A 21,852-nucleotide genomic window follows, 5' to 3' on the forward strand; every position below is an offset into this window, starting at 1 on the left:
GGTCGTGTTCCTTATTTCTGACCGTTGGTCGCTGCGATGCCGGGCTTCCAGATCTGGCCGATGGCGACTTTGCCCAGCTTCTTCTGGTGGCCGTAGATCAGGTTGACCAGGGCGCGGGAGACGACAACCGAGGAGAAGATCGAGGTCAGGATGCCGAGGCAGTGCACCACGGCAAAGCCGCGGATCGGGCCGGAACCGAAGATGAGCAGCATCAGGCCGACGATCAGCGTGGTGACGTTGGAGTCGAGAATGGTCCCGAAGGCGCGCTCGTAGCCTTCAAAAATGGCCCCCTGGGCCGGCATGCCGGCACGTAACTCTTCGCGGATGCGTTCGTTGATCAGCACGTTGGAGTCGATCGCCATACCGAGCGCCAGCGCGATGGCGGCGATGCCGGGCAGGGTCAGCGTGGCTTGCAGCAGCGACAGCAGGGCGATCAGGAAGAGCAGGTTGGCGGCCAGGGCGAGTACCGAAACGACGCCGAAGACCTGGTAATAGATGATCATGAAAACGGCAATTGCGGCAAAACCCCAGAGCGTCGAATGGAAGCCCTTCTGGATGTTGTCGGCGCCGAGGCTGGGGCCGATGGTCCGTTCCTCGATGATGTCCATCGGCGCGGCCAGCGAACCGGCGCGCAGCAGCAGCGCGGTGTCGTTGGCTTCGCTGGTCGTCATGCGGCCGGAGATCTGCACGCGGCCGCCGCCGATTTCGCTGCGGATGACCGGTGCGGTCACGACTTCGCCCTTGCCCTTTTCGATGAGCAGGATGGCCATCCGCTTGTTGATGTTCTCGCGGGTGACGTCCTTGAAAATGCGGGCGCCGGCCGAGTCGAGCGTCAGGTGCACGGCGGCTTCGTTGGTCTGGTGATCGAAGCCGGGCTGGGCGTCGGTCAGGCGGTCGCCGGTCAGGACGACCTGCTTCTTGACGAGCAGCGGCTGGCCGCCGCGTTCGTTGTACACCTCGGTGCCGAACGGCGGATTGCCCGCCAGCGCGGCTTCGAGCGCGCCGGGGGAATCGTCGACCATGCGGATTTCCAGGGTCGCGGTGCGGCCGAGGATGTCCTTGGCCTTGGCCGTATCCTGCACGCCGGGCAACTGGACGACGATGCGGTCGGCGCCCTGCTGCTGGATCACCGGCTCGGCGACGCCGAGTTCGTTGATCCGGTTGTGCAGCGTGGTGATGTTCTGCTTGAGCGCGAATTCGCCGATCTTCTTCTGCGCTTCCGGCTTCAGCATGGCGACCAGCTTGAGGTCGGTGCCGTCGTCCTGCTCGGTGATCAGCAGGTCGGGCTGGCTGTCGCCGATGGCGCTTTTCGCCTTGCTGCGGACGTCGGCCTCGCGGAAGCGGACGACCAGGCGGTCGCCTTCGCGGCTGATGCCGGCATGGCGCAGGTTCTTGTCGCGCAGCACGGTGCGCAGGTCGCCGGAGGTCGAGTCGAGGCGCTTGGTCAGCGCGCCCTTCATGTCCACCTGGAGCAGGAAGTGCACGCCGCCGCGCAGGTCGAGGCCGAGGTACATCGGCAGCGCATGCAGGGCGGTCAGCCAGCTCGGCGAGGCGGCCAGCAGGTTCAGCGCAATGACGTATTGCGGTTCGGCGGCATCCGGGTTGAAGGTCTTTTCCAGGACATCCTTGGCCTTCAGCTGGGTGTCGGTATTCTTGAAACGGGCCTTGACGCCGACGTTGTCGAGCTGGATGCCGTCGTGGGCGATCCCGGCAACCTTCAGGGCTTCCTCGACGCGGTTTTTCGCCTTGTCATCGACCTTGATGGTGGCCTTGGCGCTGGAAACCTGGACGGCCGGCGATTCGCCGAAGAAATTGGGCAGGGTGTAGATGAAGCCCAGCACCAGCGCCACGGCGACGATGATGTACTTCCAGAGTGGGTAGCGATTCATAGTGGCTTTAAAGCTAAAAAGGCGGCCAGCGGCCGCCTTCTGGGGTGATTACAGCGACTTCAGCGTGCCCTTCGGCAGTACCAGACCAATGGCCGGCTTCTGCACGACGACTTCCGTGCCTTCGGCAATTTCCAGCGTGACGTAGCTGTCGCCGACCTTGACAACCTTGCCGACCAACCCGCCGCCGGTGACGACTTCGTCGCCCTTGGCAATGGCAGCGATCAGCGCCTTGTGTTCCTTGGCCTTCTTCATCTGCGGGCGAATCATCAGGAACCACAGCACGACGAACATCAGGATCATCGGCAGGATTTGCATGAGACCACTGGTCGGGTCGGCGGCGCCGGCGGTTTGAGCGTGGGCAAGACTAATCATTGAATTACTCCGGGGAAGCTAAAGAAAATCAGAACGCAAGATTCTATCACCCGCCCGAGGAACGGTCGCGGGCAAAGCTCGACGCCCATTCGCGCAGCGTGCCGGCCTCGATGGCGGCGCGCATTTCGGCCATGATCGTCTGATAGAACTGCAGGTTGTGGATGGTGTTGAGCATGCTGCCGAGGATCTCGCCGGTGCGGAACAGGTGGTGCAGGTAAGCGCGGCTGAACTGGCTGCAGGCGTAGCAGGAGCAGGACGGGTCGAGCGGCCCGGTGTCGGTCTTGTGTCGGGCATTCTTGATCTTGACGTCGCCGAAGCGGGTGAACAGGTGGCCGTTGCGGGCGTTGCGGGTCGGCATCACGCAGTCGAACATGTCGATGCCGGCTTGTACCGAATGCACCAGGTCTTCCGGCGTGCCGACGCCCATCAGGTAGCGCGGCTTGTCGGTCGGCATCTTCGGCGCGGTATGGGCGAGGATGCGCACCATGTCCTCCTTCGGTTCGCCGACCGAGAGGCCGCCGATCGCCATGCCGTCGAAACCGATGTTGTCCAGCCCGGCCAGCGATTCGTCGCGCAGGTCTTCGTGCATGCCGCCCTGGACGATGCCGAACAGCGCGTTGGGGTTTTCCAGCTTGTTGTGTTCGTCGCGCGAACGCTGTGCCCAGCGCATCGACAGGCGCATCGACTTGGCGGCTTCGTCGTGGCTGGCCGGGTAGGGGGTGCATTCGTCGAAGATCATCACGATGTCGGAATTCAGGACCTTCTGAATCTGCATCGAGATTTCCGGGGTCAGGAAGAGCTTGGCGCCGTCGTGCGGCGAGCTGAACTTGACGCCTTCCTCGGTGATCTTGCGCATGGCGCCCAGCGAAAAGACCTGGAAGCCGCCGGAATCGGTGAGGATCGGCTTCTGCCAGTTCATGAAGTCGTGCAGCCCGTGGTGGGCGGCGACCACCTCGAGGCCCGGGCGTAGCCACAGGTGAAAGGTGTTGCCCAGGCAGATCTGCGCGCCGATGTCGTGCAGGCCTTGCGGCGTCATTGCCTTGACCGTGCCGTAGGTGCCGACCGGCATGAAGACGGGGGTCTGGACCTGGCCATGGGCCAGCGTCAGGGTGCCGCGGCGGGCGGCGCCATCGGTTTTCAGGAGTTCAAATTGCATCGGATTTTTCCAGGAGCATGGCATCGCCATAGCTGAAGAAGCGGTAGCGCTCGGCTACGGCGTGGGCATAGGCGGCGCGGATGTGGTCGTAGCCGGCAAAGGCCGAGACGAGCATGAGCAGGGTCGATTTCGGCAGATGAAAATTGGTGATCAGCCGGTCGACGACTTTGAAGCGGTAACCGGGCGTGATGAAAATCGCCGTTTCGGCCGGGCCGGCGTTGACCGTGCCATCGGCATTGCCGGCCGATTCGAGGGCGCGCAGGCTGGTCGTGCCGACGGCGATGATGCGGCCGCCGGCAGCGCGGGTGGCGGCGATGGCTTCCGCCGTGGCGGCGGGGATGTCGAAACGCTCGCTGTGCATCCGGTGCTCGGCGATCTTGTCGACGCGCACCGGCTGGTAGGTGCCGGCGCCGACGTGGAGGGTCAGGAAGGCGGTGTGCACCCCGCCGGCGCGCAGCGTTTCGAGCATCGCTTCGTCGAAATGCAGGCCGGCGGTCGGTGCCGCCACGGCCCCCGGTTCGCGGGCATAGACGGTCTGGTAGCGCGTCTCGTCGGTGCCTTCGGCCGGGTGTTCGATATAGGGCGGCAGCGGCAGCTTGCCATGGCGCTCGGCCAGTTCCCACAGGTCGCTGCCGCCGATCGCCGGCGGCGCCAGTTCGAGCGCGAAGAATTCGCCGCTGGCCCCGGCCCGGCCGGTGACGACGACGGTAAACGCGTCGGCCAGCGTCAACCGGGTGCCCGGCTTGGGCGACTTGCTGGCCCGCACCTGGGCGATGGCGTGCGTCGCATCGACGATCCGCTCGAGCAGAACCTCGATCTGCCCGCCCGTGTCCTTCTGTCCGAAAAACCGGGCCTTGATCACCCGGGTGTCGTTGAAAACCAGCAGGTCGCCGGCCCGCAGCAGTTCCGGCAAGGCGGCGAAGCGGCGGTCGACGAGCTGTTCGCCGCAGACGTGGAGCAGCCGGCTGCCGGCGCGTTCGGGCGCCGGGTGCTGGGCGATCAGTTCGGGCGGCAGGGGAAAGTCGAAGTCGTCGACGGAGAACGACATGGGCTAAGGTCCGGAGTTACAAGCGAAACGGCTTTCCGGACAGGAGCGCTGCTGGCGTACCCGGCCGGGAGGGCACCGGACAAGCATCGCTTTCCATGGCAGGACAGGTGTTTGGCTTTTTGAAATTTTGGAATTGTCCCGACCAAGGCCAGCGTGCTTGGCTTTTGGCAGGGTTGAAGGCGGCGAATTATATCAGGGTGAAAAATCGGGTTCGTTGTCCGGCGCCACGTTGCGCCGGCTTGCCTAACGGATCGGCCGGTTGGCCTGGCGGCGCTGCATCTCGTTGACCAGCGCGGAAAATTGTTCAGCCAGTTCGTGGCGCAGGAAGCCGACGCCGAGCAGCGCCGGCGCCCAGCGGTCGGGAATCATCTCGATCCGGTAATCCAGCCGGGTGCCGCCGCCGCTGGCCTGCAGCCGCATTTCGCTGCGCATGTACTTGGTCGAGCCCGACAGCGCCTTCGAGAGGATGCGGCCGTCCGGCAAGACCTCGATCTGGCGCTCCGATTCAAAGGCAAAGCCGAGCGGGCCGAAACGCGCCTTGCCCTGCTGGGCGATCCGATAGACGTTGCCGACGCGCGAAATGATATGGCTGGCGCTCAGGTTGGGCACGAATTCGGCCATGTGCTCGAAATCGGTCAGCACCTCAAGCGCGACGGCCGGCGGCACGGCAATCTGCAGGCTGAAGTTGCCGTGATAGACCCCCTCCCGCTGCTCGACCACCACGTCGTCGTAGTCGACGGCCGCGGCGGCGAGCGCCGGGCCGAGGCTGACCGCCTGCAGGACCAGCGCCACCAGGCCGAGCTTGCCGAGGTTCAATGCAGGGCCTTGGCCAGCCGTGGGTGGGTCGCCACGTAGTAATAGAGCGCCGGCAGCACGAACAGCGTAAGCAGGGTCGCCGAGATCAGCCCGCCGATGACGACCAGCGCCAGCGGCCGCTGGGTTTCCGAGCCGATGCCGTGCGACAGCGCCATCGGCAACAGGCCGAGCATGGCCAGCATCGCGGTCATCAGCACCGTGCGCAGGCGGGACAGGGCGCCCTGGAAGACCGCCTGGTAGCTGTCGAGCTTCTGCTGCTTCAACTGGTTGATGTAGCTGACCATCACCACGCCGTTCAGCACCGCCTGCCCGAACAGCGCGATGAAGCCGATCGCCGCCGATACCGAGAGCGGGATGCCCGAGATGAGCAGCGCGAAAATGCCGCCGATCAGCGCGAAGGGAATGTTGCAGATGATGATCAGCGCGTCGCGGAAGGACTCGAAGGCATCGAACAGCAGCACGAAAATGAACAGGATGGAGAGCGGCACCACCAGCATCAAGCGCTTCATCGCCCGCTCCTGGTTCTCGAACTCGCCGGACCAGGTGATCGAGTAACCCTGCGGCAACTTGATGTCCTGAGCCTGCACCTGCATGTCGGCGACGACGCTGCCCATATCACGATCGCGGATGAAGACGCCGATGGCGACGACACGCTGGCCGGATTCCCGGGCGATGTTCATGGCGCCGCTGCCCATCTTGAAATCGACCAGCGCCGACAACGGCACCTGCGCCCCGGACGGCGTCGGCACCAGCACGTCCTTCAGCTTGTCGAGCTGGCGGGACGGTTCGTCGAGACGAAGGACGACGCTGAAATGCCGGTCGCCTTCCCACAACTCGGTGGCGGCCTTGCCGGCCAGCGCCGTTTCGACCACGTCCTGGACGTCCATGACGTTCAGGCCGTAGCGGGCGGCGGCGGCCCGATCGATTTCCAGCCGGTATTGCGGCAGATCGCCGTCACGGTCGATGAAGGCGCGGACGACGCCCGGCACCTTGCCGATCTTGTCGAGCAGCTGGTTGGCGTGCAGTTTCAGCGTGGCGGTGTCGTCGCCGAACAGCTTGACGACGATTTGCCCGTCGATCTGCGAGATCGATTCGAGAATCTGGTCGCGCACCGGCTGGCTGAAGGTCGGCTCGATACCCGGCACGTCGTTCAGCTTGTCCTCCATCTCGCGCACCAGTTGTTCCTTGGTCATGCCCTTGCGCCAGGCCGAGTCGGGTTTCAGGTCGACGAGCATTTCGGTCATGTTGATGTTCTTCGGGTCGGTCCCGTCTTCCGGCCGGCCGCCCTTGGAAATCACCGCGTTGACCTCGGGGAAGTCGGCAATGATCCGGCGCAGCTGGCGCAGTTCGGCTTTTGCTTCAGTGACCGAAACCGACGTCGGCAGCGTGATGTTGATCCAGATCGAACCTTCATTCAGTTCGGGCAGGAATTCCGTGCCGAGCTGCGGCACCATCGCCGCGGTAATGGCGAGCGCGCCAAGGGCGATCAGCAGCACGCGCTTGGTATTGGCCAGGACCCACTTCAGCGCCGGTTCGTACTTCTGCATGAACCAGTGCATCAGCTTGGTTTCTTCGTGCGGCACGTTGTTCTTGAAGGCGATCTTGCTCAGGAAGGGAACCAGGGTCAGCGACAGGACCAGCGAGGTGATCAGCGCGGCGACGACCGAATAGGCCATCGGCGCAAAAATCTTGCCTTCATGGCGCTGCATCGTGAAGATCGGCAGGTGGGCAACCATGATGATGACCATCGAGAACACCGTCGGCCGGCCGATTTCGACCACCGCTTCCTGAATGGTCCGGGTATGCGGTCGGTGATCCTGGTTCTGCTTGGCTTCGCCGAGCCGGCGGAAAATGTTCTCGATGACGATCACCGCACCGTCGACGATGATCCCGAAGTCCATCGCCCCCAGGGACAGCAGGTTGGCCGGAATGCCGACCGCCGAGAGGCCGATGAAGGTGCCGAGCAGGGCCAGCGGAATGATCGAGGCGACAATGGCCGCCGCCCGCAAATCGGCGAGGAAGAGGTAAAGCACCAGCGTGACCAGCAGCGCGCCTTCGAGCAGGTTCATGAAGACGGTTTTCAGCGTCTTGCTGATCAGCCACGAGCGGTCGTAGAACGGCACGATCTTGACGCCCGGCGGCAGGCCGCCGGCGTTCAGCGTATCGACCCGGGCCTTCAGCGCATCGAGCACCAGCGAGGGGTTCTCGTCCTTGCGCAGCAGCACGATGCCGGATACCACGTCGTCCTGGTCGCCGTTGGCGTCGCTGATGCCGACGATACCCTGTTCCGGGACCCGCGATTCAACCACATTGGCGATGTCGCGAACCAGCACCGGTGTGCCGCTGTTTTCGGCGACGACGACCTGGCCGATATCGGCCGAGGAGCGCAACAGGCCAAGCGAACGGATCAGGAACTGCTGCCGCCCTTGCGCCACCGAACCGCCGCCGGCGTTGGCGTTGGCCCGCTGCAAGGCGGTGAACAACTGGCCGATGGTGATCTTGTAATCGCGCAGCTTGGCCAGATTCGGTTGCACCTCGTACTGGCGGATCGGCCCGCCGAGCGACACCACGTCGGCAATGCCCGATACCTGCTTGATCTGGCGGGCGACGGTCCAGTCCTGAATGGCGCGTACTTCGCTGGGCTTCAGGCCGGGAGCGTCGAGGCGATAACGGAAAATTTCGCCGGTCGCCGTCGCCGGCGGCGCCAGTTCCGGCTCGACGCCGGGTGGCAGGTCAAGGCCGCGCAGGCGCTCCTCGACCAGTTGGCGGGCCATGAACAGGCTGGGTTTTTCGTCGAAGGTGACGACGATGAAGGAAAGGCCGAACTGCGTGTGCGAGAACATGCGGATCGAATTCGGCACGCCGGAGAGGGCGATTTCGAGCGGAATGGTGACTTGCTTCTCGACCTCTTCCGGCGCCCGTCCGGGATAGAGCGAGATGACCGTGACCTGGGTGTCGGTCACATCGGGAAATGCTTCGATCGGCAGGTTCTTGAAGGCGACGGTGCCGATGCCGATGAACAGCACCAGCCCGAGAATGATGAAGAGCGGCTGATTGAGCGCGAAATGGACAATGCGCTTGATCATTTGGCAGCCTGTTTCTCGGCAACCTGCGGCTTGAAGAACTTGAGCAGATGCAGGTTGCCTTCAGTAACCACCTTGTCGCCTTCGTTCACGCCGCTATGGATGTCGATCCAGCCGTCGCGCTCGGCGCCGGCCTCGACCGGCTGGCGTCGATAGTGGCCCGGCGCCTCTTCGACAAAGACATAGCGCTGGTCGCTGAACAGGAAAACCGCCGCGGCCGGGGCGCGCAGCGCCGAGCTGAGCGGCAATTCGACCAGGGCATTGACGAACATCTCGCCCTTCAAGCGGCGGTCGGCATTCGGCAACTCACCCCGCACCTTGATCGTCCGGCTTGCCGGATCGACGAAATCGGCGACATGGCGAATGGTGCCCGTGAAGCGCTCGCCCGGGTACTGCTTCGACTCGATCAGCAGCCTCTCGCCTTTTTTCAGGTTGGCCAGATCGGCTTCGCCGGCATCGACCTGGACCCACAAACTGGCCGGATCGGTGATCACGAACAGCGCGGCGGCGGCTTGTTCCGGGCGGAATTCCATGCCGGGATTGAGATTGCGTTCGACGACCACCCCGGCCAGCGGGCTGCGCAGCACGTAGGAGCCGTCACCGTCGCCGCCCAGACCAGCCAGCCGGCGGCCGGCCCGTTCGGCTTCGGCACGTGCCGCTACCGCGCTGGCTTCGGCTTGCTGCCAGTCCTTCTCGGCAATGACGCCGGCTTCGCGCAACTGGCGATTGCGCTCCAGCGCCTGCGTCGCCACTTGGGCATCGGCCTTGGCCTTGCGGGCGTCGGCCAGCGCCTGGCCGTAATCGGGGGAACTGAGCACGGCCAGCGGCTGGCCGGCCTTTACCGTCGCCCCGACATCGACCGCAATGCTCAGCACCCGGCCAGCCAGTTGCGGGAAGACGCGGACGGTTTTTTCCTCGTTCCAGACCAGCCGGCCGGGCAGGCGCAGCATGCCGCCCTTGTCCTGGTCGACGGTCGCCACCTTGAGGAAGGTCGCCTTGTCCGGCTCGCTGAGGATGACGTGTTCGCCGTCGACCTTGATCGTGGCTTCCTTGACGGCTTCCGGTTCGCCGGAGCAGCCGGCCAGCGCGAGCATCAAGGCGATGAGAATCAGATTCTGCTTCATTTGAGTTTCCTGAATTCGGCCTGGATCTGCCAGTCCGACAATGCTTTGGCGTAATCGGCGCGCGCACTGGCGGCCTCAATCTGGATCTGGCGCAAGGTGCGCCGGGCGTCGAGCAGGTCCATCAGGCCCATGGCGCCCTTGTTGTATGCAAATTCGGCAGCCTTGGCGACCCGTTCGGCATCGGCCAGCAGGCCGCCTTCCAGCCGCTGGTAACGGTCGCGCGCCGAGAGCAGGGCGTTCTTCGCCTGCGCCACCTGGCCTTGTGCCTGCGCCTGCTGCTGTTCGTATTGCAGCCGGGCAATATCGAGATCGGCCTCGGCCCGGGCGATGTCACCTTCGTATTCGTGCCAGATGAAGAGCGGCACACTGACCCCGAAGCCGTAGCTGTTGGTCGGCGCATTTTGCAGGTTGTGTTCGTACTGGACGCCGATCGTCACGTCGCGGCTCTTCTTGGCCTTGGCCAGGTCGCGCTCGGCCTCGGCGGCGGCCAGGCGGCGCTGGGCGGCAGCCAGGTCGGGGCGCTGATCGAGCGGTGCCTGATTCAAGGCCTGCTCTTCGAGCGCCGGCCAGTTGTCGCCGGCCTGTAACTGGCGGGCATCGGCTTCACGGCCGATCAGGTAGGCCAGCGCCACCTGCGCCTGCTCCAGTTCGGTCTGCGCTTGGCGGGCATCGCCGGCCGCCCGCGCCTGGTCGATCTGCAGCCGGGAGAGGTCAACCGGCGCAATGTCGCCGGCTTTCTGGCGCAGCTTGCCGGCCTCGGCGGCCTTGCCGTACAGCCCGGCGGTTTCGCCGGCCAGCGTCAGCTTTTCCTGGGCCAGCCGCAGGTTGTAATAGGCGTAACGCAGGGTTCCCAGTTGCTGGCGGGCGGCGTCGTCGAGATCGAAACGCGCCGCGTCGAGCCGGGCTGCCGCCCCCTTGACGCGCAAATCGCGCTTGCCGCCGCGTTCGACCAGTTGGTCGAGGCGCAGCTGGGTGTCCATCTTCTTGTCTTTCCAGCCGCCGGCACCGTAGCCGGACCACGGGCTGATCGACAGCGCATTGAGCGAGACATCCGGGTTGGGAATCTGACCGGCCGTCTTGACGTCGGCGGCAGCCCCGCTGACCGCCGCGCCGGCCAGCCGGAGTTCCCGGCTGTGTTCGCGCCACAGTGCTTCTGCCTCGGGCAGCGACAGCGGGGCGGGGGGCTGGGCAAGGCCGGCAACGGGCAGCAGCAATAGCGTGAAAAGTAAGCGTCGCATCGATATACCGCGTATGGGGGAGTGGTATCGTATTAGACCTTCCTGACCGTTATCTGACCCTGATGCGCATCCTGCTTGTCGAAGACGACCCGTTGCTGGCCGATGGCCTGGCCCGCACCTTGCGGAAGTCCGGCTACCTGGTCGAGGTGACCGGCGATGGTCAGACGGCCGACAACTGGCTGAAGACCGAGTCCTTCGATCTGACGGTGCTCGACCTCGGCCTGCCCGGGCTGGATGGCAGCGACGTGCTGCAACGCCTGCGCCAGCGCCAGCAGCGCACGCCGGTGCTGATCCTGTCGGCCCGCATGGCGCTCGAGGAGCGCGTCCGCCTGCTCGACCTGGGGGCCGACGACTACGTGGTCAAGCCGGTGGCCCTGGCTGAACTTGAGGCCCGGGTGCGGGCCCTGATCCGGCGCGGTCAGGGGGCGCCGGAGACGACGCTGCAGCTCGGCCGCCTGCAGCTCGACACCGTCGGCAAGCGGGCCTGGCTCGATGGCAAGGCGCTCGAACTGACCGCCCGCGAATGGACGGCACTCGAATTCCTGGCCGGCCGGGTCAATCGCATCATCAGCAAGGAACAGATCATGCAGGCGCTCTATCGCTGGGACGACGACATCTCGCCCAATGCGGTCGAGAAGTTCATTTCGCGCCTGCGCAGCAAACTCGAACCGGGCGGCATCACCATCCGGACCGTCCGCGGTCTTGGCTACTTCCTGGAAAAGCCGTCCGAGACGTGCGATGACCTCGACTAGCCTGCGCGTCCAGCTGTTGCGCCGGCTGCTGCCGGCCATGCTGGCGCTGCTCTTGGCCGGCGCCGGGACCGCCTACTGGGTGGCCTGGCGGAGCGCCACCAAGGCCTACGATCGGGCGTTGTTCGACACCACGCTGGCCATCGCCGACCAGTTACGCATGGTCGATGGCAAGGCGCAACTGCCGCTCACCCAACAGGCGCGCGCCGTCCTGCTGACCGACAAGTTCGACCGCGTGTTCTACTCGGTGCGCGGCCCCCGGGGCGAATTGCTCGACGGCAATGCCGGCCTGCCGATGCCGGCGCCGCAAAACTTCCGGACGGCGGGCAGCGAGGGGCGGTCCTATTTCAATGCCCAGCTCGATGGTGAGCCGATCCGCGTCGCCGCGCTGCAGAAGCAGCTGTCCGGCCATGATCTGACGGTGCTGGCCGGCGAAACGCTGATCAAGCGGAACGCCCTGGTCCGCGAAATCCTGCTCGGCATGCTGCTGCCCGAACTGCTGCTCGCCCTGGTCAGCATCAGCGTCGTCTGGTTCGGCGTGCGCTCCGGCCTGCGGCCGCTGGCCGCGTTGCGCCAGGAGCTGGCAGGTCGCTCGCAGGCCGACCTGCGGTCGGTCCGGGTCGATGTCCCGGAGGAAATGCAGCCGGTGGTGACCGAGATCAATGAGCTGCTGCAACGCCTCGATCGCTCGCTGTCCAGCCAGCGCAATTTCATCTCGGATGCCGCCCACCAGCTGCGCACGCCGATCGCCGCGCTGCAGGCCCAGGTCGAAGCCAGCATCAGCGAATCTTCGCCCGACGCCCCGGCCAAGCTGGAAGGCATTCGGGCAGCCGCCCAGCGCCTCTCCCACCTGGTCGACCAGATGCTCTCCCTGGCCCGGGCAGAACCGACGCTGGCCCAGACGCAACCCGAGGTGTCGCTCGAAGAGATCGCCTGCCAGGCGGCCGAAACCTGGCTGCCGGCGGCCATCGCCAAGCACATCGATCTTGGCTTCGAACTGCGGCCGGCGTTCGTGCGGGGTAATAGCCTGCTACTCCAGGAGCTGCTCGGCAACCTGCTCGACAATGCGCTGCGCTATACGCCGGAAGGCGGCACGGTGACGGTCAGTTGCGGCCAGAGCGCGAGCGGGGCCTGGCTGACCGTCGAAGACAGCGGCCAGGGCATCGCCGAGGACGAGCGGGAGAGAGTCTTCGAGCGCTTTCACCGGCCGCCGGGCAGCGTCAGCGACGGCAATGGACTCGGCCTCGCCATCGTCCGGGAAATCGCCCGGCAACATGGCGGCAGCGTGCTGGCCATGCAATCCGTCGCGCTGGGGGGCGCACTGCTGAAAGTGGTGTTCCGGCCTGAAGTCAGTCTGCCGCTCAAGCCGGCCAACGCCCTGTAGACAAGCCGGGCGCATTGACGGGCCGGGTTCCCGGGCTTTAGCCAATGGCCGGTATATTGATATGAAAATTTGATCCTTTTCTGGAATGTGCGAAATCTCTAATTTCGCGCCTTTGCAACAGGATGGGTTCGATGATCATCGATTGGGGAAACTTCACTCCTTGGAGCGCATTGGCCGGCGGTAGCCTGATCGGTCTCAGTGCCGCACTGCTCTTCCGTTCCTACGGAATGATCGCCGGGATTAGCGGTCTGCTCGGCAACTTGATCGCCGGAGAGCGCGACAGGGTGGGGTGGCGGGCCATGTTCCTGCTCGGGCTGATCGTCTCGCCGGGGCTCTGGTTGCTGGGTACGCAGCAGGGGCTGGCGCCGGTCGGTCCGGTGCAGTCCGGTCCCGGAGACTGGGCCATCGTCGGCGTCGCTGGCCTGCTGGTCGGATTCGGCACCCGTCTGGCCAATGGCTGCACCAGCGGTCACGGCGTTTGCGGCCTGGCGCGCTTCTCGAAGCGTTCCGGGGCGGCCGTGCTGAGTTTTATGGCGAGCGGGGCGGTCACCGTGTTCGTTACCCGTCACCTGATTGGGGGCTGATATGCATGTCTTGATTGCCCTGTCGCTTGGCCTGCTTTTCGGTCTCGGCTTGATCATTTCCGGTATGACCGATCCGGCCAAGGTGTTGGCCTTCCTCGACTTCGCGGGTCTTTGGGATCCGTCGTTGGGGCTGGTGATGGCTGGTGCCATCGGGGTTGCCGTCTGGCCTTTCCGGAGGGCAGGGCGGCGCGCCAAGAGCTGGCTGGGCGGTGTCTATCCACCGGCCGAGGCCGGCGCAGTGGATCGGCCGCTGATCGTTGGCAGCGTGTTGTTCGGCATCGGCTGGGGCTTGTCCGGCCTTTGTCCGGGGCCGGCCCTGGTTGGCCTGGGGGCGGGCTATCTGCCGGCCGCCGTATTCGTCATCGCCATGATATTTGGCATGGAGGCTTACGAATGGATGCGTGGCGCACAAAAACGCCGGCTGAAGGCGTCGGCTGGCAACTGAAGAAGGCCTGTTTCCGGTTATTTCAATATAACGGCTGCCGCCGATAAGCATTGCAGAAGTGATTCGTTTGGTTGCGTGGCGGGGGTGCTTAGGGTGGCGTCTTCGCTTAACCCACAACGATGATTCAGAGGTCCCCCACAATGAGAATCCGCCAAATTGTTCAGGCCGCCATCCTGCCGGTCGTTTTAGTCCCCGGCCTGGCGCTTGCCACCAACGGTTATTTTTCACACGGTTTTGGTGTGAAGTCGCAGGGCATAGCCGGTGTCGGCATTGCCTTGCCGCAGGATGCGCTGGCCGCTGCGACCAACCCGGCCGGCACCGCCTTCGTCGGCAATCGGCTCGACATCGGCGCCACCTTGTTTCGGCCGAGCCGTGGCGCGGAAATATCCGGCAACAATCTGCCCGGTGGCGCGACGGCAAATGGCAGTTACGATGCCAACGACACCCGGAATTTCCTGATTCCCGAAATCGGCTACGTCCGCCGGTTGTCGCCGCAGCTCGCGGCCGGGGTTGCCGTTTATGGCAACGGCGGGATGAATACCGACTACGGCAGCAATCCCTTTCGTGCCTTCGGTGCCAGTGGTTCGGCCGGCATAAACCTTGAGCAGTTGTTCATCTCGCCGTCGCTCGCCTACAAGCTGAACGAAAATCATGCGCTCGGCCTGGCCGTCAATTTCGCCTATCAACGCTTCAAGGCCGAAGGCATCGGGCCGTTTGCCGGCTCGTCGGCGGCACCGGACAGTCTGACCAATCGCGGCGTCGACTCATCGAGCGGCTGGGGTTTTCGTCTCGGCTATACCGGCAAACTGACTCCCGAACTGAGCATCGGAGCAACCTGGGCCTCGAAGACCCGGATGGGTAATTTCGACAAGTACAAGGGCCTGTTTGCCGAAGACGGCGGCTTCGACATTCCTGCCAATTACGGTATCGGCGTGGCGTGGCAGGCAAATTCCGCTCTGACGCTGGCGGTAGATGCGCAACGGATCGAATATAGCGACATCAAGTCGGTTGGCACCCCGATTTCTACCCTGTTTTCGGGCAATCTCTTCGGCTCCTCGAATGGCCCGGGTTTCGGCTGGAAGGACGTTACGGTGGCCAAACTCGGTGTCAGCTACGAATGGCGCGACTGGACCTGGCGGGCCGGCTACAGCCATGCCAGCCAGCCGATCCTGGCGGATCAGACTTTCCTCAACATTCTGGCGCCGGGCGCGATCCAGGATCACCTGAGCCTGGGGGCGACCTGGAATCTGGGCAAGGACGGTGAACTGAGCTTGGCCTACACGCATGGCTTCAAGAAAACCGTCAAGGGATCCGGCTCGATCCCGGCCGCTTACGGCGGTGGCGAGGCAGATATCCACCTGTCTGAAGACATTCTTGGGATCGCCTACGGCTGGAAGTTCTGAATGCCAGTCCTCTGACGAAGGTCGAAGTGACGGCAGCGCGCTTGCCAATGAGCCTGCCGGATATGAGAAACCCGCTCGAATCTTTACATTCGAACGGGTTTCCTGTCGCTTTAGCTGATTTTTCAAGGCGCTCAGCAATCTGAGAATCAAACCGCGCCACCGGTCTCGCCGGCTAGCCTATCCTACGGCGGTTGGAGACCAACGTCCCGCGCCAGATGGTGCCAATTGCAGCCATCGCGGGCAGCAACCGTTATCAGGTAGGCACTTTCAGTATAGGTCGCATTCCTGAAGATACCAGGCGCAATTCGATCAGCAGAAGCCGATCGCCAGGATGGCCGGGTCGTCCAGCAGATTCAACAGAGCATGGCCAGCCAAGAGGTTTGCTCTGAGCCAGATGGCGCCGGCTATTTCAAGGAACAATTCACGCAAGGGCTGGGTATTCCCGGATGCGCTTCATCTCGGTGTCAGGTCGGACCGGCTACCGAGAAAAAGCTGAAAACAAGAAAGCAAAAAGCCCAGTCTTGTGAACTGGGCTAAGCACTTTATTACTGGTGCCCGAGCCGGCATCGAACAAATCGTCAAGATTGTTGTGTTCCGGTGTTCTTGTGAGTGCGAAAAAGTCTTGTACCCCCATTTATACCCCCAAGGGGCTGCTACAGGTGTTTTGGATAAAGTCCAGTAGAACTATAGCAGAGGCTTGTGCAACAGAAATGTGATCGACGAAGGAAACGATGGAGGTGGCTTACGCCACCTTCATCGTCATTTTTTTCATAGGTTTGGTCGATGTGTCTCAGACCTCGCCCGCAACGTTTCATATAACTGCGCCGGCCCCAACAGGGTGTCCTTCAGCTCCTCCTGGATCTTCTGCGAGTTCAGCGCCTGGCTGCTCATGGCCGTGTGCGTCTAGGGCATCCATTATGGCGAAGACGATGGCCAGGGACAGGTCCGGCGAGTTGGCGAATTGTTCCTTGGTGTTGTTTGCGGCCTGCTGCACCAGAGTGTCGTTTTCCAGCAGCTTGCCTTTCAGGACGCCATTCACATAAACCACCTGTTGGGTTCGAAGTCGATCAAGGAGAAGATGCAGATTGTCCTCAATCAGCGGGGTAACTTTCAGTGTCCAGGTAGTGGTGGCATTGAACCAGCCGTACCACCCAGTTCGTCCCCTGTCGCAACTTCAGTGGCAGCCAAGGCCATACCTGCGGCGGGCAGTGGTAGTGCGTCGTCTCTTGATCTCGTACTTGCTGATCTGAAGAAGCGGGGGGCTTCGCGGCCTCGCAAAGTGTCGACGCTTACGAGCACCATCAAGGCGCTGCTGAAACAGCAGCAGAAACCCAATTCTGACGTTGAAGTCGGAAACCTGATTGCATGACTGCAAAAGCGAGGGAAGGTGGTCGTTACTGATACCAAGGTTGGCTACAGGCTGGGTTAGCGCGGCCGTCTGGTTGTCGGCCATAACGGCCATTGGCCTGAGGCGCTCAATCGGGCAGCAATCCGCCGCTTACCTGCCGTTCCACCTTGAGTGGTCGCGAACGGCAGCTTCCATTTCTGGCGAATGCGTACTCCGCGCCCATTGCGGACATCCAGCCTTCTCCAGACCCGACGGTCAGGCAAACCCTGGTTTTACGGACTAGACATCTACAAAGCGGCCGGTCGCGACCACGCCCAACCGGCCATCTGCGGACGGTCCAAGTGGCTATCCAATTTCAATAGTTGCAGCTTTCTCAGAGCTGCTTGTACGACCGGTATTCGGTGAGCAAACATACGACTGCTTGACACGAGATCCGCCGAAAATCCCGCGCATGCAACAAATTTGCAACTCGCCATGTGTGGCAAACGCCACATCGCGGATTGTTTAAGTGAAATCAAATGATTGCGCCCATAACCGAGTAATCTTGTCAGGTATATTCAGGTCAATAATAAGTACTGAGCAGATATTAAGGCCGAGGTTATGAGTAAAGACCCTGTGTTTTTCAAATCTCCCGAGATGGCAAAAAAATTTCCGTTGCATCCTAAACATCCTGAACGGACTTGTTGGGGCTGCGATAAATATTGTTCAGTGAATTCGTTGCAGTGCGGCAATGGTTCTGGTCGTACCCAGCATCCGGCGGAAATGCTCGGAGACGATTGGTACAAGTGGGGCGATTGGGGCATCGACTCGGCGGAAACGCCAGTGATGAGTTCTTGAATATGGCCGGCTCATGGGGTTGCCCACACGAAATTAATGGCTTGTGTCACAAGGTTGGTGGTCAGACTTGTGACCCTGGAATGAAAGGTTGTGTGCTTTATGGTCGCTACGTGTTCGCAAACCCAGCGAAAAATGCACGCATTGTGCAGAAGCAGGGCCGAAGAGATGAAGTCGCCGTAGCGCCGGGCTCAAAAACCAGCAATGACAGCAAAGAATGACAATCCGGTAGATATTGGCGCGAAAACGCTCGTTGGATGTTCTCGCTCCTCGATGCTTGAGCCAAAAAACGACGGAATTTATGTGATCGAATTGTGCAGCGGAGAATTGCGCCACTGGCGCTATCTCGGTCCAGGGGCGCAGTCCAACGCGTGGTGGCTCGATATGGAATCCGGCCTGGAATTCAGTGAAACCAGCGTGATGTATGCATGGCGAATCGTTGGCGTTGGGAGCGAAAAATTTCAGACTGATCTCGAAAATTCATCTGGCTTAGCTCACGGCAATGGGAGCAGTAACAAAGAGTAGAAATTGCCAGATGGTTTCACAGAAGGCTTGGTGGAACGATTACAGAGTTCAAATTTCTAAGTTGGAAGTAAATTGTTGAGGTAGACCGCTATGGACGGGTATTCGCGAGCAATTTCTTCACTCAGTGATTTAATCCTTGAGCAGACCTCTGATGCGCTCATCTACGCCAATCGAGAGGGTGTGATTGAACGCTGGAACCAAGCTGCAGAATCAATGTTCGGATATACCTTTGCCGAGGCTTACAGCCAAAGCTTGGATCTGATAATTCCTGAACACCTTCGTCCAGCGCACTGGCGAGGTTTTGAGGCTGCGATGGTTAATGGTTCTACACGCCTACATGGCCGCCCCACATTGACACGAGCAGAACGTAGATCGGGAGAGAGAATCTTTGTCGAAATGAGCTTTGCTCTGGTAACCGACGAATCCGAAAAGGTCATTGGTTCGGTTGCCATGGCACGAGACGTGACAGAACGTGTTCTTCGGGAAAAAGATGCCGCCATTAGCATGAATAAGTAGGTAGGGTGGTGCTACGCCGTCTGATACTTGTGCAAGCGGTCAACGCTTGGGATCAGTATCCGCCTTCCTTCAACCTTGATCAGACCAAGCTCACTCAATTCGCGAAGGATGCGAGAAAAGTATTCTTGCGTCTGGTTGAGGCGGGAGGCAATTAGCCCTTTATTTACGTGAAGTTCGAGAACGGTATTTTCGTCATCGAGCCGGCTTTCCGGCAATTCATGCATCAACTATCCAATGATGCGCTGCTTCCCTGAATACAAGGAATAAGCTTCAACATTGAGCATGAGTTGATGCATGCGCATGGCCATCCCGGCCTGCACTTTTCATACATAGTCGCGATCACGATCCAGTTCGTCGAAGATCACAGACTTGGAGACGTGAAGCAACAGGCAACTGCGCAGCGCTTGTGCAGAGACATCACTGCTATAAAAAACGGAACTACGAAGAGTTCCGTTTATTGGCTCTCGGCTTGTTTTAGTCCAACAATACGAGAAGCTGCTTGCTCGTTGAAGACTGGCGTTTGTTACTTCTGGGAGAGAATCCAGGTAACGAGCTTCTTCGCTTCGTCAGGGGTAACGTTGTTCGGCGGCATCGGGATTTGACCCCAGACGCCCTTGCCACCGGCCTTGACCTTGGCGGCTAGTTTGTCGACCGCGCCGGCATCGCCCTTGTACTTGGCGGCGACGTCCTTGTAGGCCGGGCCGACAAGTTTCTTGTCGATGGCATGGCAGGACATGCAGTTCTTGGCCTTGGCCAGTGCCTCGTCGGCCAGTACCTGGCCGGAGATACCGAGACCAGCGGCAAACATCATTGCGATATGGACAGCTTTCATTTGGATGAACCCTTCGTTGAAATAATGCGGGAGCGTAATGTCGCGGTTGGAAAAATTGGCGCTTTGATGGGAATCAAAAGCCTGCCGAAGCCCGTCCGAATCTGACGTTGCTCAATGCGTCGAATTGATGAACATCAAGACTTCGTATCTTCGAGTCGTTGGCGACTCCGCTACTTGGTCAGCCGTTCGAACAACTTGACGGTGGTCTCGCGCAGTTTGCGAATATCGATCGCCACCAGCAGGGTCTGCGTGATGCAGCAACAAGTCGAGGCGTAGTGCGTGGCGCCGAATAGTTCGCCCAGGCTCAGTAGTTGCTCGCTCTGCACCAGTTCGATGACCTTGGTGGCGCCGCCGGGGATGGTCGTGCTGCGCTTGACGCTGCCGTTGAACAGCAGGTGCGCTTCACGGATCTGATCGCCGGCTTCGTATAGCGTCTGGTTGGCCGGAAGTTCGAGCAGGCGGCTCGCCTCGGCCAGCTCGTTGAGCAAGGCAGGCGGTAACGCGGCAAAGAACTTGCTGCCGGAGAGCAGTTCGCGCTGGGCACGATACGGATCGTTAAAGCGGGCGTTCAATTGGAGAATATTTCCTGAAGTTGTTCCCAACCCCATACTAAGCAAAACGAAAAGGGGGTGTAACTCCTCTCTCGGAGGAGCCATACCCCCTCTTTAGTCTTAGTAGACGTCGTGTTGAGTGTTGAAGACGTTGAACTTGCCGGTTGGCGTGACCAGTCTCGGATCGCGGATGACAGCCTTCAGCTTGCGCGTCTTGTCATCGACCACCACGATTGCCGATTCCTGGTCCTTGCCGTTCCAGACAGAGAACCACACTTCGTCACCGGCCATGTTGTATTCCGGCTGGACGATACGCTTCGGGCCATCCTTGATGCCTGACCATTCGCCGATCGGAATCAGTTCATTACCCTTTTCGAGGTTGTTGATGTCCCATACCGCTACCGACTGGCTGACTTTCGGTTCCGGATTGAGCGTCGTATCGACCCACAGGTTCTTCGACTTCGGATGCGTCTTCAGGAACAACGAACCGCCGCCCAGGCCTTTCAGCGAACGGACAACCTTCCAGGCATTGTCCGGATGCTTCTTCGGGTCAGTACCGATCAGCGCGATCGTGTCGTCACCGAGGTGACCTGTCGCCCACACCGGGCCGAACTTGGGATCGATGAAGTTGGCGCCACGACCCGGGTGCGGTGTCTTGCCGACTTCGACCAGTTTCTCCAGCTTGCCTTCCTTGGTGTCGATGACCGCAATCTTGTTGGAGGCGTTGGCCGCATCCATGAAGTAGCGATGCGTCGACTCAAAGCCGCCGTCATGCAGGAAAGGCGCCGCTTCGATCATCTTGATTTTCAGGTTGTTCAGGTCGCGATAGTCGACCGAATAGACCATCCCGGTTTCCTTCACGTTAACGAAGAACTCCGGGTTGAAGTGCGAGGAAACGATGGCGGCAACGCGCGGCTCAGGATGGTAAGCCTGGGTGCCGACGGTCATGCCACGGGTGGCGACGATCTTGCGCGGTTTGAGCGTATCGCCGTCCATGATTACGAACTGTGGCGGCCAGTAGGTGCCGGCAATCGCGTACTTGTCCTCGTAACCCTTCGCCTTCGAGCTTTCGACCGAGCGGGCTTCCATGCCGACCTTGATTTCGGCCACCGTGTCCGGTTTTTCCATCCACAGGTCGATCAGGTTGATCTTGGCGTCGCGGCCAATCACGAACATGTAGCGGCCAGAAGCCGACATGCGCGAGATATGGACGGCGTAGCCAGTGTTCAGAATGCTGACGATCTTCTTGCTGTCGCCGTCGATCAGGGCGATTTCACCGGCATCGCGCAGGGTCACCGAGAACAGGTTCTCAAGATTGAGATTGTTCATCTTCTTTTTCGGACGCTGTTCAACGGGAACGATGACCTTCCACGACGCTTCCATTTCCTTCAGGCCGAATTCCGGCGGTGCTGGCGGCGTCTGCTGGATGTAGCGAGCCATCAGGTCGACTTCATCATCAGTCAGAATACCGGACGTGCCCCAATTCGGCATGCCACCGGCCGAGCCGTACTTGATGAAGACCTTCAGATATTCCAGCCCCTTTTCGATGGTGATATCCGGGGTCAGCGGTTTACCTGTTGCGCCCTTGCGCAGCACCCCGTGACAGCCGGCACAACGTTCGAAGAAGATGCGCTTGGCTTTATCAAACTCGGGTTCCGACATCTTGGGCGCTAGCGGATTGATGTCCTGATGCATCTTCACGTCAGCCAGTGGCGAACCGCCTGCCGCCTGGTAGTCGCGCATCGCGCCGTCGCCGTGCGCGGCCGGTGTTTCGGCAAAGGCAAACTGGACAAGCGCCGCCAGAAGCGGCAATGCCATCAAGCTACTGCGTTTGTATTTTGTTGAAATCATGACTCCCTTGACCCTCTCAAAATTTGAATAAGGATCGGCACTGTCGCAAGCCTTGGCTTTGCTGCTTTGATCAAGATCAAGGGGTAATGAAGGCACCAATTGAG

The 21,852-nt window shown here is 61.4% G+C and carries 21 protein-coding genes; 8 read left to right on the forward strand and 13 right to left on the reverse strand.

The window, feature by feature from the left end; all coding sequences use genetic code 11:
* Nucleotides 1-11 precede the first annotated feature (11 nt).
* The 8 genes from secD to ACLIKD_RS03315 all read right to left on the reverse strand — a co-directional run bounded on the left by secD (nucleotide 12) and on the right by ACLIKD_RS03315 (nucleotide 10,726).
* A complete protein-coding gene (secD, locus tag ACLIKD_RS03280; RefSeq protein ID WP_428827158.1) occupies nucleotides 12-1,889 on the reverse strand; it encodes a protein translocase subunit SecD in 1,878 nt (625 codons plus the stop codon).
* 48 nt (nucleotides 1,890-1,937) lie between these two features.
* A complete protein-coding gene (gene yajC, locus ACLIKD_RS03285; RefSeq protein WP_226418869.1) occupies nucleotides 1,938-2,261 on the reverse strand; it encodes a preprotein translocase subunit YajC in 324 nt (107 codons plus the stop codon).
* Between the two features lie 46 nt (nucleotides 2,262-2,307).
* Nucleotides 2,308-3,417: a tRNA guanosine(34) transglycosylase Tgt gene (gene tgt, locus ACLIKD_RS03290; RefSeq protein WP_428827159.1), complete on the reverse strand. Its 1,110-nt coding sequence runs from the start codon at nucleotides 3,415-3,417 to the stop codon at nucleotides 2,308-2,310.
* Complete coding sequence (queA, locus tag ACLIKD_RS03295) at nucleotides 3,407-4,465, reverse strand: tRNA preQ1(34) S-adenosylmethionine ribosyltransferase-isomerase QueA (protein WP_428827160.1); 1,059 nt, start codon at nucleotides 4,463-4,465, stop codon at nucleotides 3,407-3,409. Before queA ends, tgt begins: the two co-directional genes overlap by 11 nt.
* 243 nt (nucleotides 4,466-4,708) lie before the next feature.
* Nucleotides 4,709-5,281, reverse strand: coding sequence for an SRPBCC family protein (locus tag ACLIKD_RS03300; protein WP_428827161.1), 573 nt, complete (start codon nucleotides 5,279-5,281; stop codon nucleotides 4,709-4,711).
* The gene (locus tag ACLIKD_RS03305; RefSeq protein ID WP_226472631.1) at nucleotides 5,278-8,367 is read right to left on the reverse strand and encodes an efflux RND transporter permease subunit; all 3,090 of its coding nucleotides are present in this window, start codon (nucleotides 8,365-8,367) and stop codon (nucleotides 5,278-5,280) included. The genes ACLIKD_RS03300 and ACLIKD_RS03305 overlap by 4 nt, the downstream gene beginning before the upstream one ends.
* A complete protein-coding gene (locus tag ACLIKD_RS03310; protein WP_428827162.1) occupies nucleotides 8,364-9,488 on the reverse strand; it encodes an efflux RND transporter periplasmic adaptor subunit in 1,125 nt (374 codons plus the stop codon). Before ACLIKD_RS03310 ends, ACLIKD_RS03305 begins: the two co-directional genes overlap by 4 nt.
* A complete protein-coding gene (locus tag ACLIKD_RS03315; protein WP_428827163.1) occupies nucleotides 9,485-10,726 on the reverse strand; it encodes a TolC family protein in 1,242 nt (413 codons plus the stop codon). Before ACLIKD_RS03315 ends, ACLIKD_RS03310 begins: the two co-directional genes overlap by 4 nt.
* Before the next feature lie 62 nt (nucleotides 10,727-10,788).
* Between ACLIKD_RS03315 and ACLIKD_RS03320 the strand changes: the two genes are divergently transcribed.
* The 5 genes from ACLIKD_RS03320 (at nucleotide 10,789) to ACLIKD_RS03340 (ending at nucleotide 15,291) form a co-directional block, all read left to right on the forward strand.
* Nucleotides 10,789-11,478, forward strand: a complete 690-nt coding sequence (locus ACLIKD_RS03320; protein WP_428827164.1) for a response regulator — start codon at nucleotides 10,789-10,791, stop codon at nucleotides 11,476-11,478.
* The gene (locus ACLIKD_RS03325; RefSeq protein ID WP_428827165.1) at nucleotides 11,465-12,859 is read left to right on the forward strand and encodes a sensor histidine kinase; all 1,395 of its coding nucleotides are present in this window, start codon (nucleotides 11,465-11,467) and stop codon (nucleotides 12,857-12,859) included. The genes ACLIKD_RS03320 and ACLIKD_RS03325 overlap by 14 nt, the downstream gene beginning before the upstream one ends.
* 131 nt (nucleotides 12,860-12,990) lie before the next feature.
* Nucleotides 12,991-13,443, forward strand: coding sequence for a YeeE/YedE family protein (locus tag ACLIKD_RS03330; RefSeq protein WP_428827166.1), 453 nt, complete (start codon nucleotides 12,991-12,993; stop codon nucleotides 13,441-13,443).
* Nucleotide 13,444: 1 nt separating this feature from the next.
* Nucleotides 13,445-13,888 carry a DUF6691 family protein gene (locus tag ACLIKD_RS03335; RefSeq protein WP_428827167.1) on the forward strand — a complete coding sequence of 148 codons (444 nt, stop codon included), beginning with the start codon at nucleotides 13,445-13,447 and terminating at the stop codon, nucleotides 13,886-13,888.
* A 140-nt stretch (nucleotides 13,889-14,028) separates the two neighbouring features.
* Nucleotides 14,029-15,291, forward strand: coding sequence for an OmpP1/FadL family transporter (locus ACLIKD_RS03340; RefSeq protein WP_428827168.1), 1,263 nt, complete (start codon nucleotides 14,029-14,031; stop codon nucleotides 15,289-15,291).
* Between the two features lie 811 nt (nucleotides 15,292-16,102).
* On the opposite strand, the gene ACLIKD_RS03345 is transcribed toward ACLIKD_RS03340, so the two are convergent.
* Nucleotides 16,103-16,330 (reverse strand): hypothetical protein, encoded by a 228-nt coding sequence (locus ACLIKD_RS03345; RefSeq protein WP_428827169.1) that lies wholly within the window; start codon nucleotides 16,328-16,330, stop codon nucleotides 16,103-16,105.
* A 945-nt stretch (nucleotides 16,331-17,275) separates the two neighbouring features.
* Here ACLIKD_RS03345 and ACLIKD_RS03350 point away from each other — a divergent pair.
* From ACLIKD_RS03350 to ACLIKD_RS03360, 3 genes are all read left to right on the forward strand, one after another.
* Nucleotides 17,276-17,476: a DUF3079 domain-containing protein gene (locus ACLIKD_RS03350; RefSeq protein ID WP_153151425.1), complete on the forward strand. Its 201-nt coding sequence runs from the start codon at nucleotides 17,276-17,278 to the stop codon at nucleotides 17,474-17,476.
* 201 nt (nucleotides 17,477-17,677) lie between these two features.
* On the forward strand, nucleotides 17,678-17,998 hold the full coding sequence (locus ACLIKD_RS03355; RefSeq protein ID WP_203468299.1) for a hypothetical protein: 321 nt from the start codon (nucleotides 17,678-17,680) through the stop codon (nucleotides 17,996-17,998).
* 90 nt (nucleotides 17,999-18,088) lie between these two features.
* Complete coding sequence (locus tag ACLIKD_RS03360) at nucleotides 18,089-18,514, forward strand: PAS domain-containing protein (protein WP_153151392.1); 426 nt, start codon at nucleotides 18,089-18,091, stop codon at nucleotides 18,512-18,514.
* An 11-nt stretch (nucleotides 18,515-18,525) separates the two neighbouring features.
* On the opposite strand, the gene ACLIKD_RS03365 is transcribed toward ACLIKD_RS03360, so the two are convergent.
* The 4 genes from ACLIKD_RS03365 to ACLIKD_RS03380 form a co-directional block, all read right to left on the reverse strand.
* A complete protein-coding gene (locus ACLIKD_RS03365; RefSeq protein ID WP_228117272.1) occupies nucleotides 18,526-18,738 on the reverse strand; it encodes a helix-turn-helix domain-containing protein in 213 nt (70 codons plus the stop codon).
* 299 nt (nucleotides 18,739-19,037) lie between these two features.
* A complete protein-coding gene (locus ACLIKD_RS03370) occupies nucleotides 19,038-19,346 on the reverse strand; it encodes a c-type cytochrome (protein WP_153151391.1) in 309 nt (102 codons plus the stop codon).
* 170 nt (nucleotides 19,347-19,516) lie between these two features.
* A complete protein-coding gene (locus ACLIKD_RS03375) occupies nucleotides 19,517-19,918 on the reverse strand; it encodes a Crp/Fnr family transcriptional regulator (RefSeq protein WP_428827170.1) in 402 nt (133 codons plus the stop codon).
* 99 nt (nucleotides 19,919-20,017) lie between these two features.
* The gene (locus ACLIKD_RS03380; protein ID WP_153151424.1) at nucleotides 20,018-21,748 is read right to left on the reverse strand and encodes a nitrite reductase; all 1,731 of its coding nucleotides are present in this window, start codon (nucleotides 21,746-21,748) and stop codon (nucleotides 20,018-20,020) included.
* Nucleotides 21,749-21,852: the final 104 nt, after the last annotated feature.

It is taken from the genome of Azonexus sp. IMCC34842 (assembly GCF_050368855.1).
Classification (GTDB): Bacteria; Pseudomonadota; Gammaproteobacteria; order Burkholderiales; family Rhodocyclaceae; genus Azonexus; species Azonexus denitrificans_A.

Excerpts from the sequence above, each read along its gene's own strand:
- ACLIKD_RS03335 (WP_428827167.1), top strand. The coding sequence starts at position 13,445 with ATGCATGTCTTGATTGCCCTGTCGCTTGGCCTGCTTTTCGGTCTCGGC.
- secD (WP_428827158.1), bottom strand. The coding sequence starts at position 1,889 with ATGAATCGCTACCCACTCTGGAAGTACATCATCGTCGCCGTGGCGCTG.
- ACLIKD_RS03310 (WP_428827162.1), bottom strand. The coding sequence starts at position 9,488 with ATGAAGCAGAATCTGATTCTCATCGCCTTGATGCTCGCGCTGGCCGGC.
- ACLIKD_RS03365 (WP_228117272.1), bottom strand. The coding sequence starts at position 18,738 with ATGCATGAATTGCCGGAAAGCCGGCTCGATGACGAAAATACCGTTCTC.
- ACLIKD_RS03380 (WP_153151424.1), bottom strand. The coding sequence starts at position 21,748 with ATGATTTCAACAAAATACAAACGCAGTAGCTTGATGGCATTGCCGCTT.
- queA (WP_428827160.1), bottom strand. The coding sequence starts at position 4,465 with ATGTCGTTCTCCGTCGACGACTTCGACTTTCCCCTGCCGCCCGAACTG.
- ACLIKD_RS03370 (WP_153151391.1), bottom strand. The coding sequence starts at position 19,346 with ATGAAAGCTGTCCATATCGCAATGATGTTTGCCGCTGGTCTCGGTATC.
- ACLIKD_RS03350 (WP_153151425.1), top strand. The coding sequence starts at position 17,276 with ATGGCAAAAAAATTTCCGTTGCATCCTAAACATCCTGAACGGACTTGT.
- tgt (WP_428827159.1), bottom strand. The coding sequence starts at position 3,417 with ATGCAATTTGAACTCCTGAAAACCGATGGCGCCGCCCGCCGCGGCACC.
- ACLIKD_RS03360 (WP_153151392.1), top strand. The coding sequence starts at position 18,089 with ATGGACGGGTATTCGCGAGCAATTTCTTCACTCAGTGATTTAATCCTT.
- ACLIKD_RS03325 (WP_428827165.1), top strand. The coding sequence starts at position 11,465 with ATGACCTCGACTAGCCTGCGCGTCCAGCTGTTGCGCCGGCTGCTGCCG.
- yajC (WP_226418869.1), bottom strand. The coding sequence starts at position 2,261 with ATGATTAGTCTTGCCCACGCTCAAACCGCCGGCGCCGCCGACCCGACC.
- ACLIKD_RS03315 (WP_428827163.1), bottom strand. The coding sequence starts at position 10,726 with ATGCGACGCTTACTTTTCACGCTATTGCTGCTGCCCGTTGCCGGCCTT.
- ACLIKD_RS03340 (WP_428827168.1), top strand. The coding sequence starts at position 14,029 with ATGAGAATCCGCCAAATTGTTCAGGCCGCCATCCTGCCGGTCGTTTTA.
- ACLIKD_RS03330 (WP_428827166.1), top strand. The coding sequence starts at position 12,991 with ATGATCATCGATTGGGGAAACTTCACTCCTTGGAGCGCATTGGCCGGC.
- ACLIKD_RS03355 (WP_203468299.1), top strand. The coding sequence starts at position 17,678 with ATGACAGCAAAGAATGACAATCCGGTAGATATTGGCGCGAAAACGCTC.
- ACLIKD_RS03305 (WP_226472631.1), bottom strand. The coding sequence starts at position 8,367 with ATGATCAAGCGCATTGTCCATTTCGCGCTCAATCAGCCGCTCTTCATC.
- ACLIKD_RS03320 (WP_428827164.1), top strand. The coding sequence starts at position 10,789 with ATGCGCATCCTGCTTGTCGAAGACGACCCGTTGCTGGCCGATGGCCTG.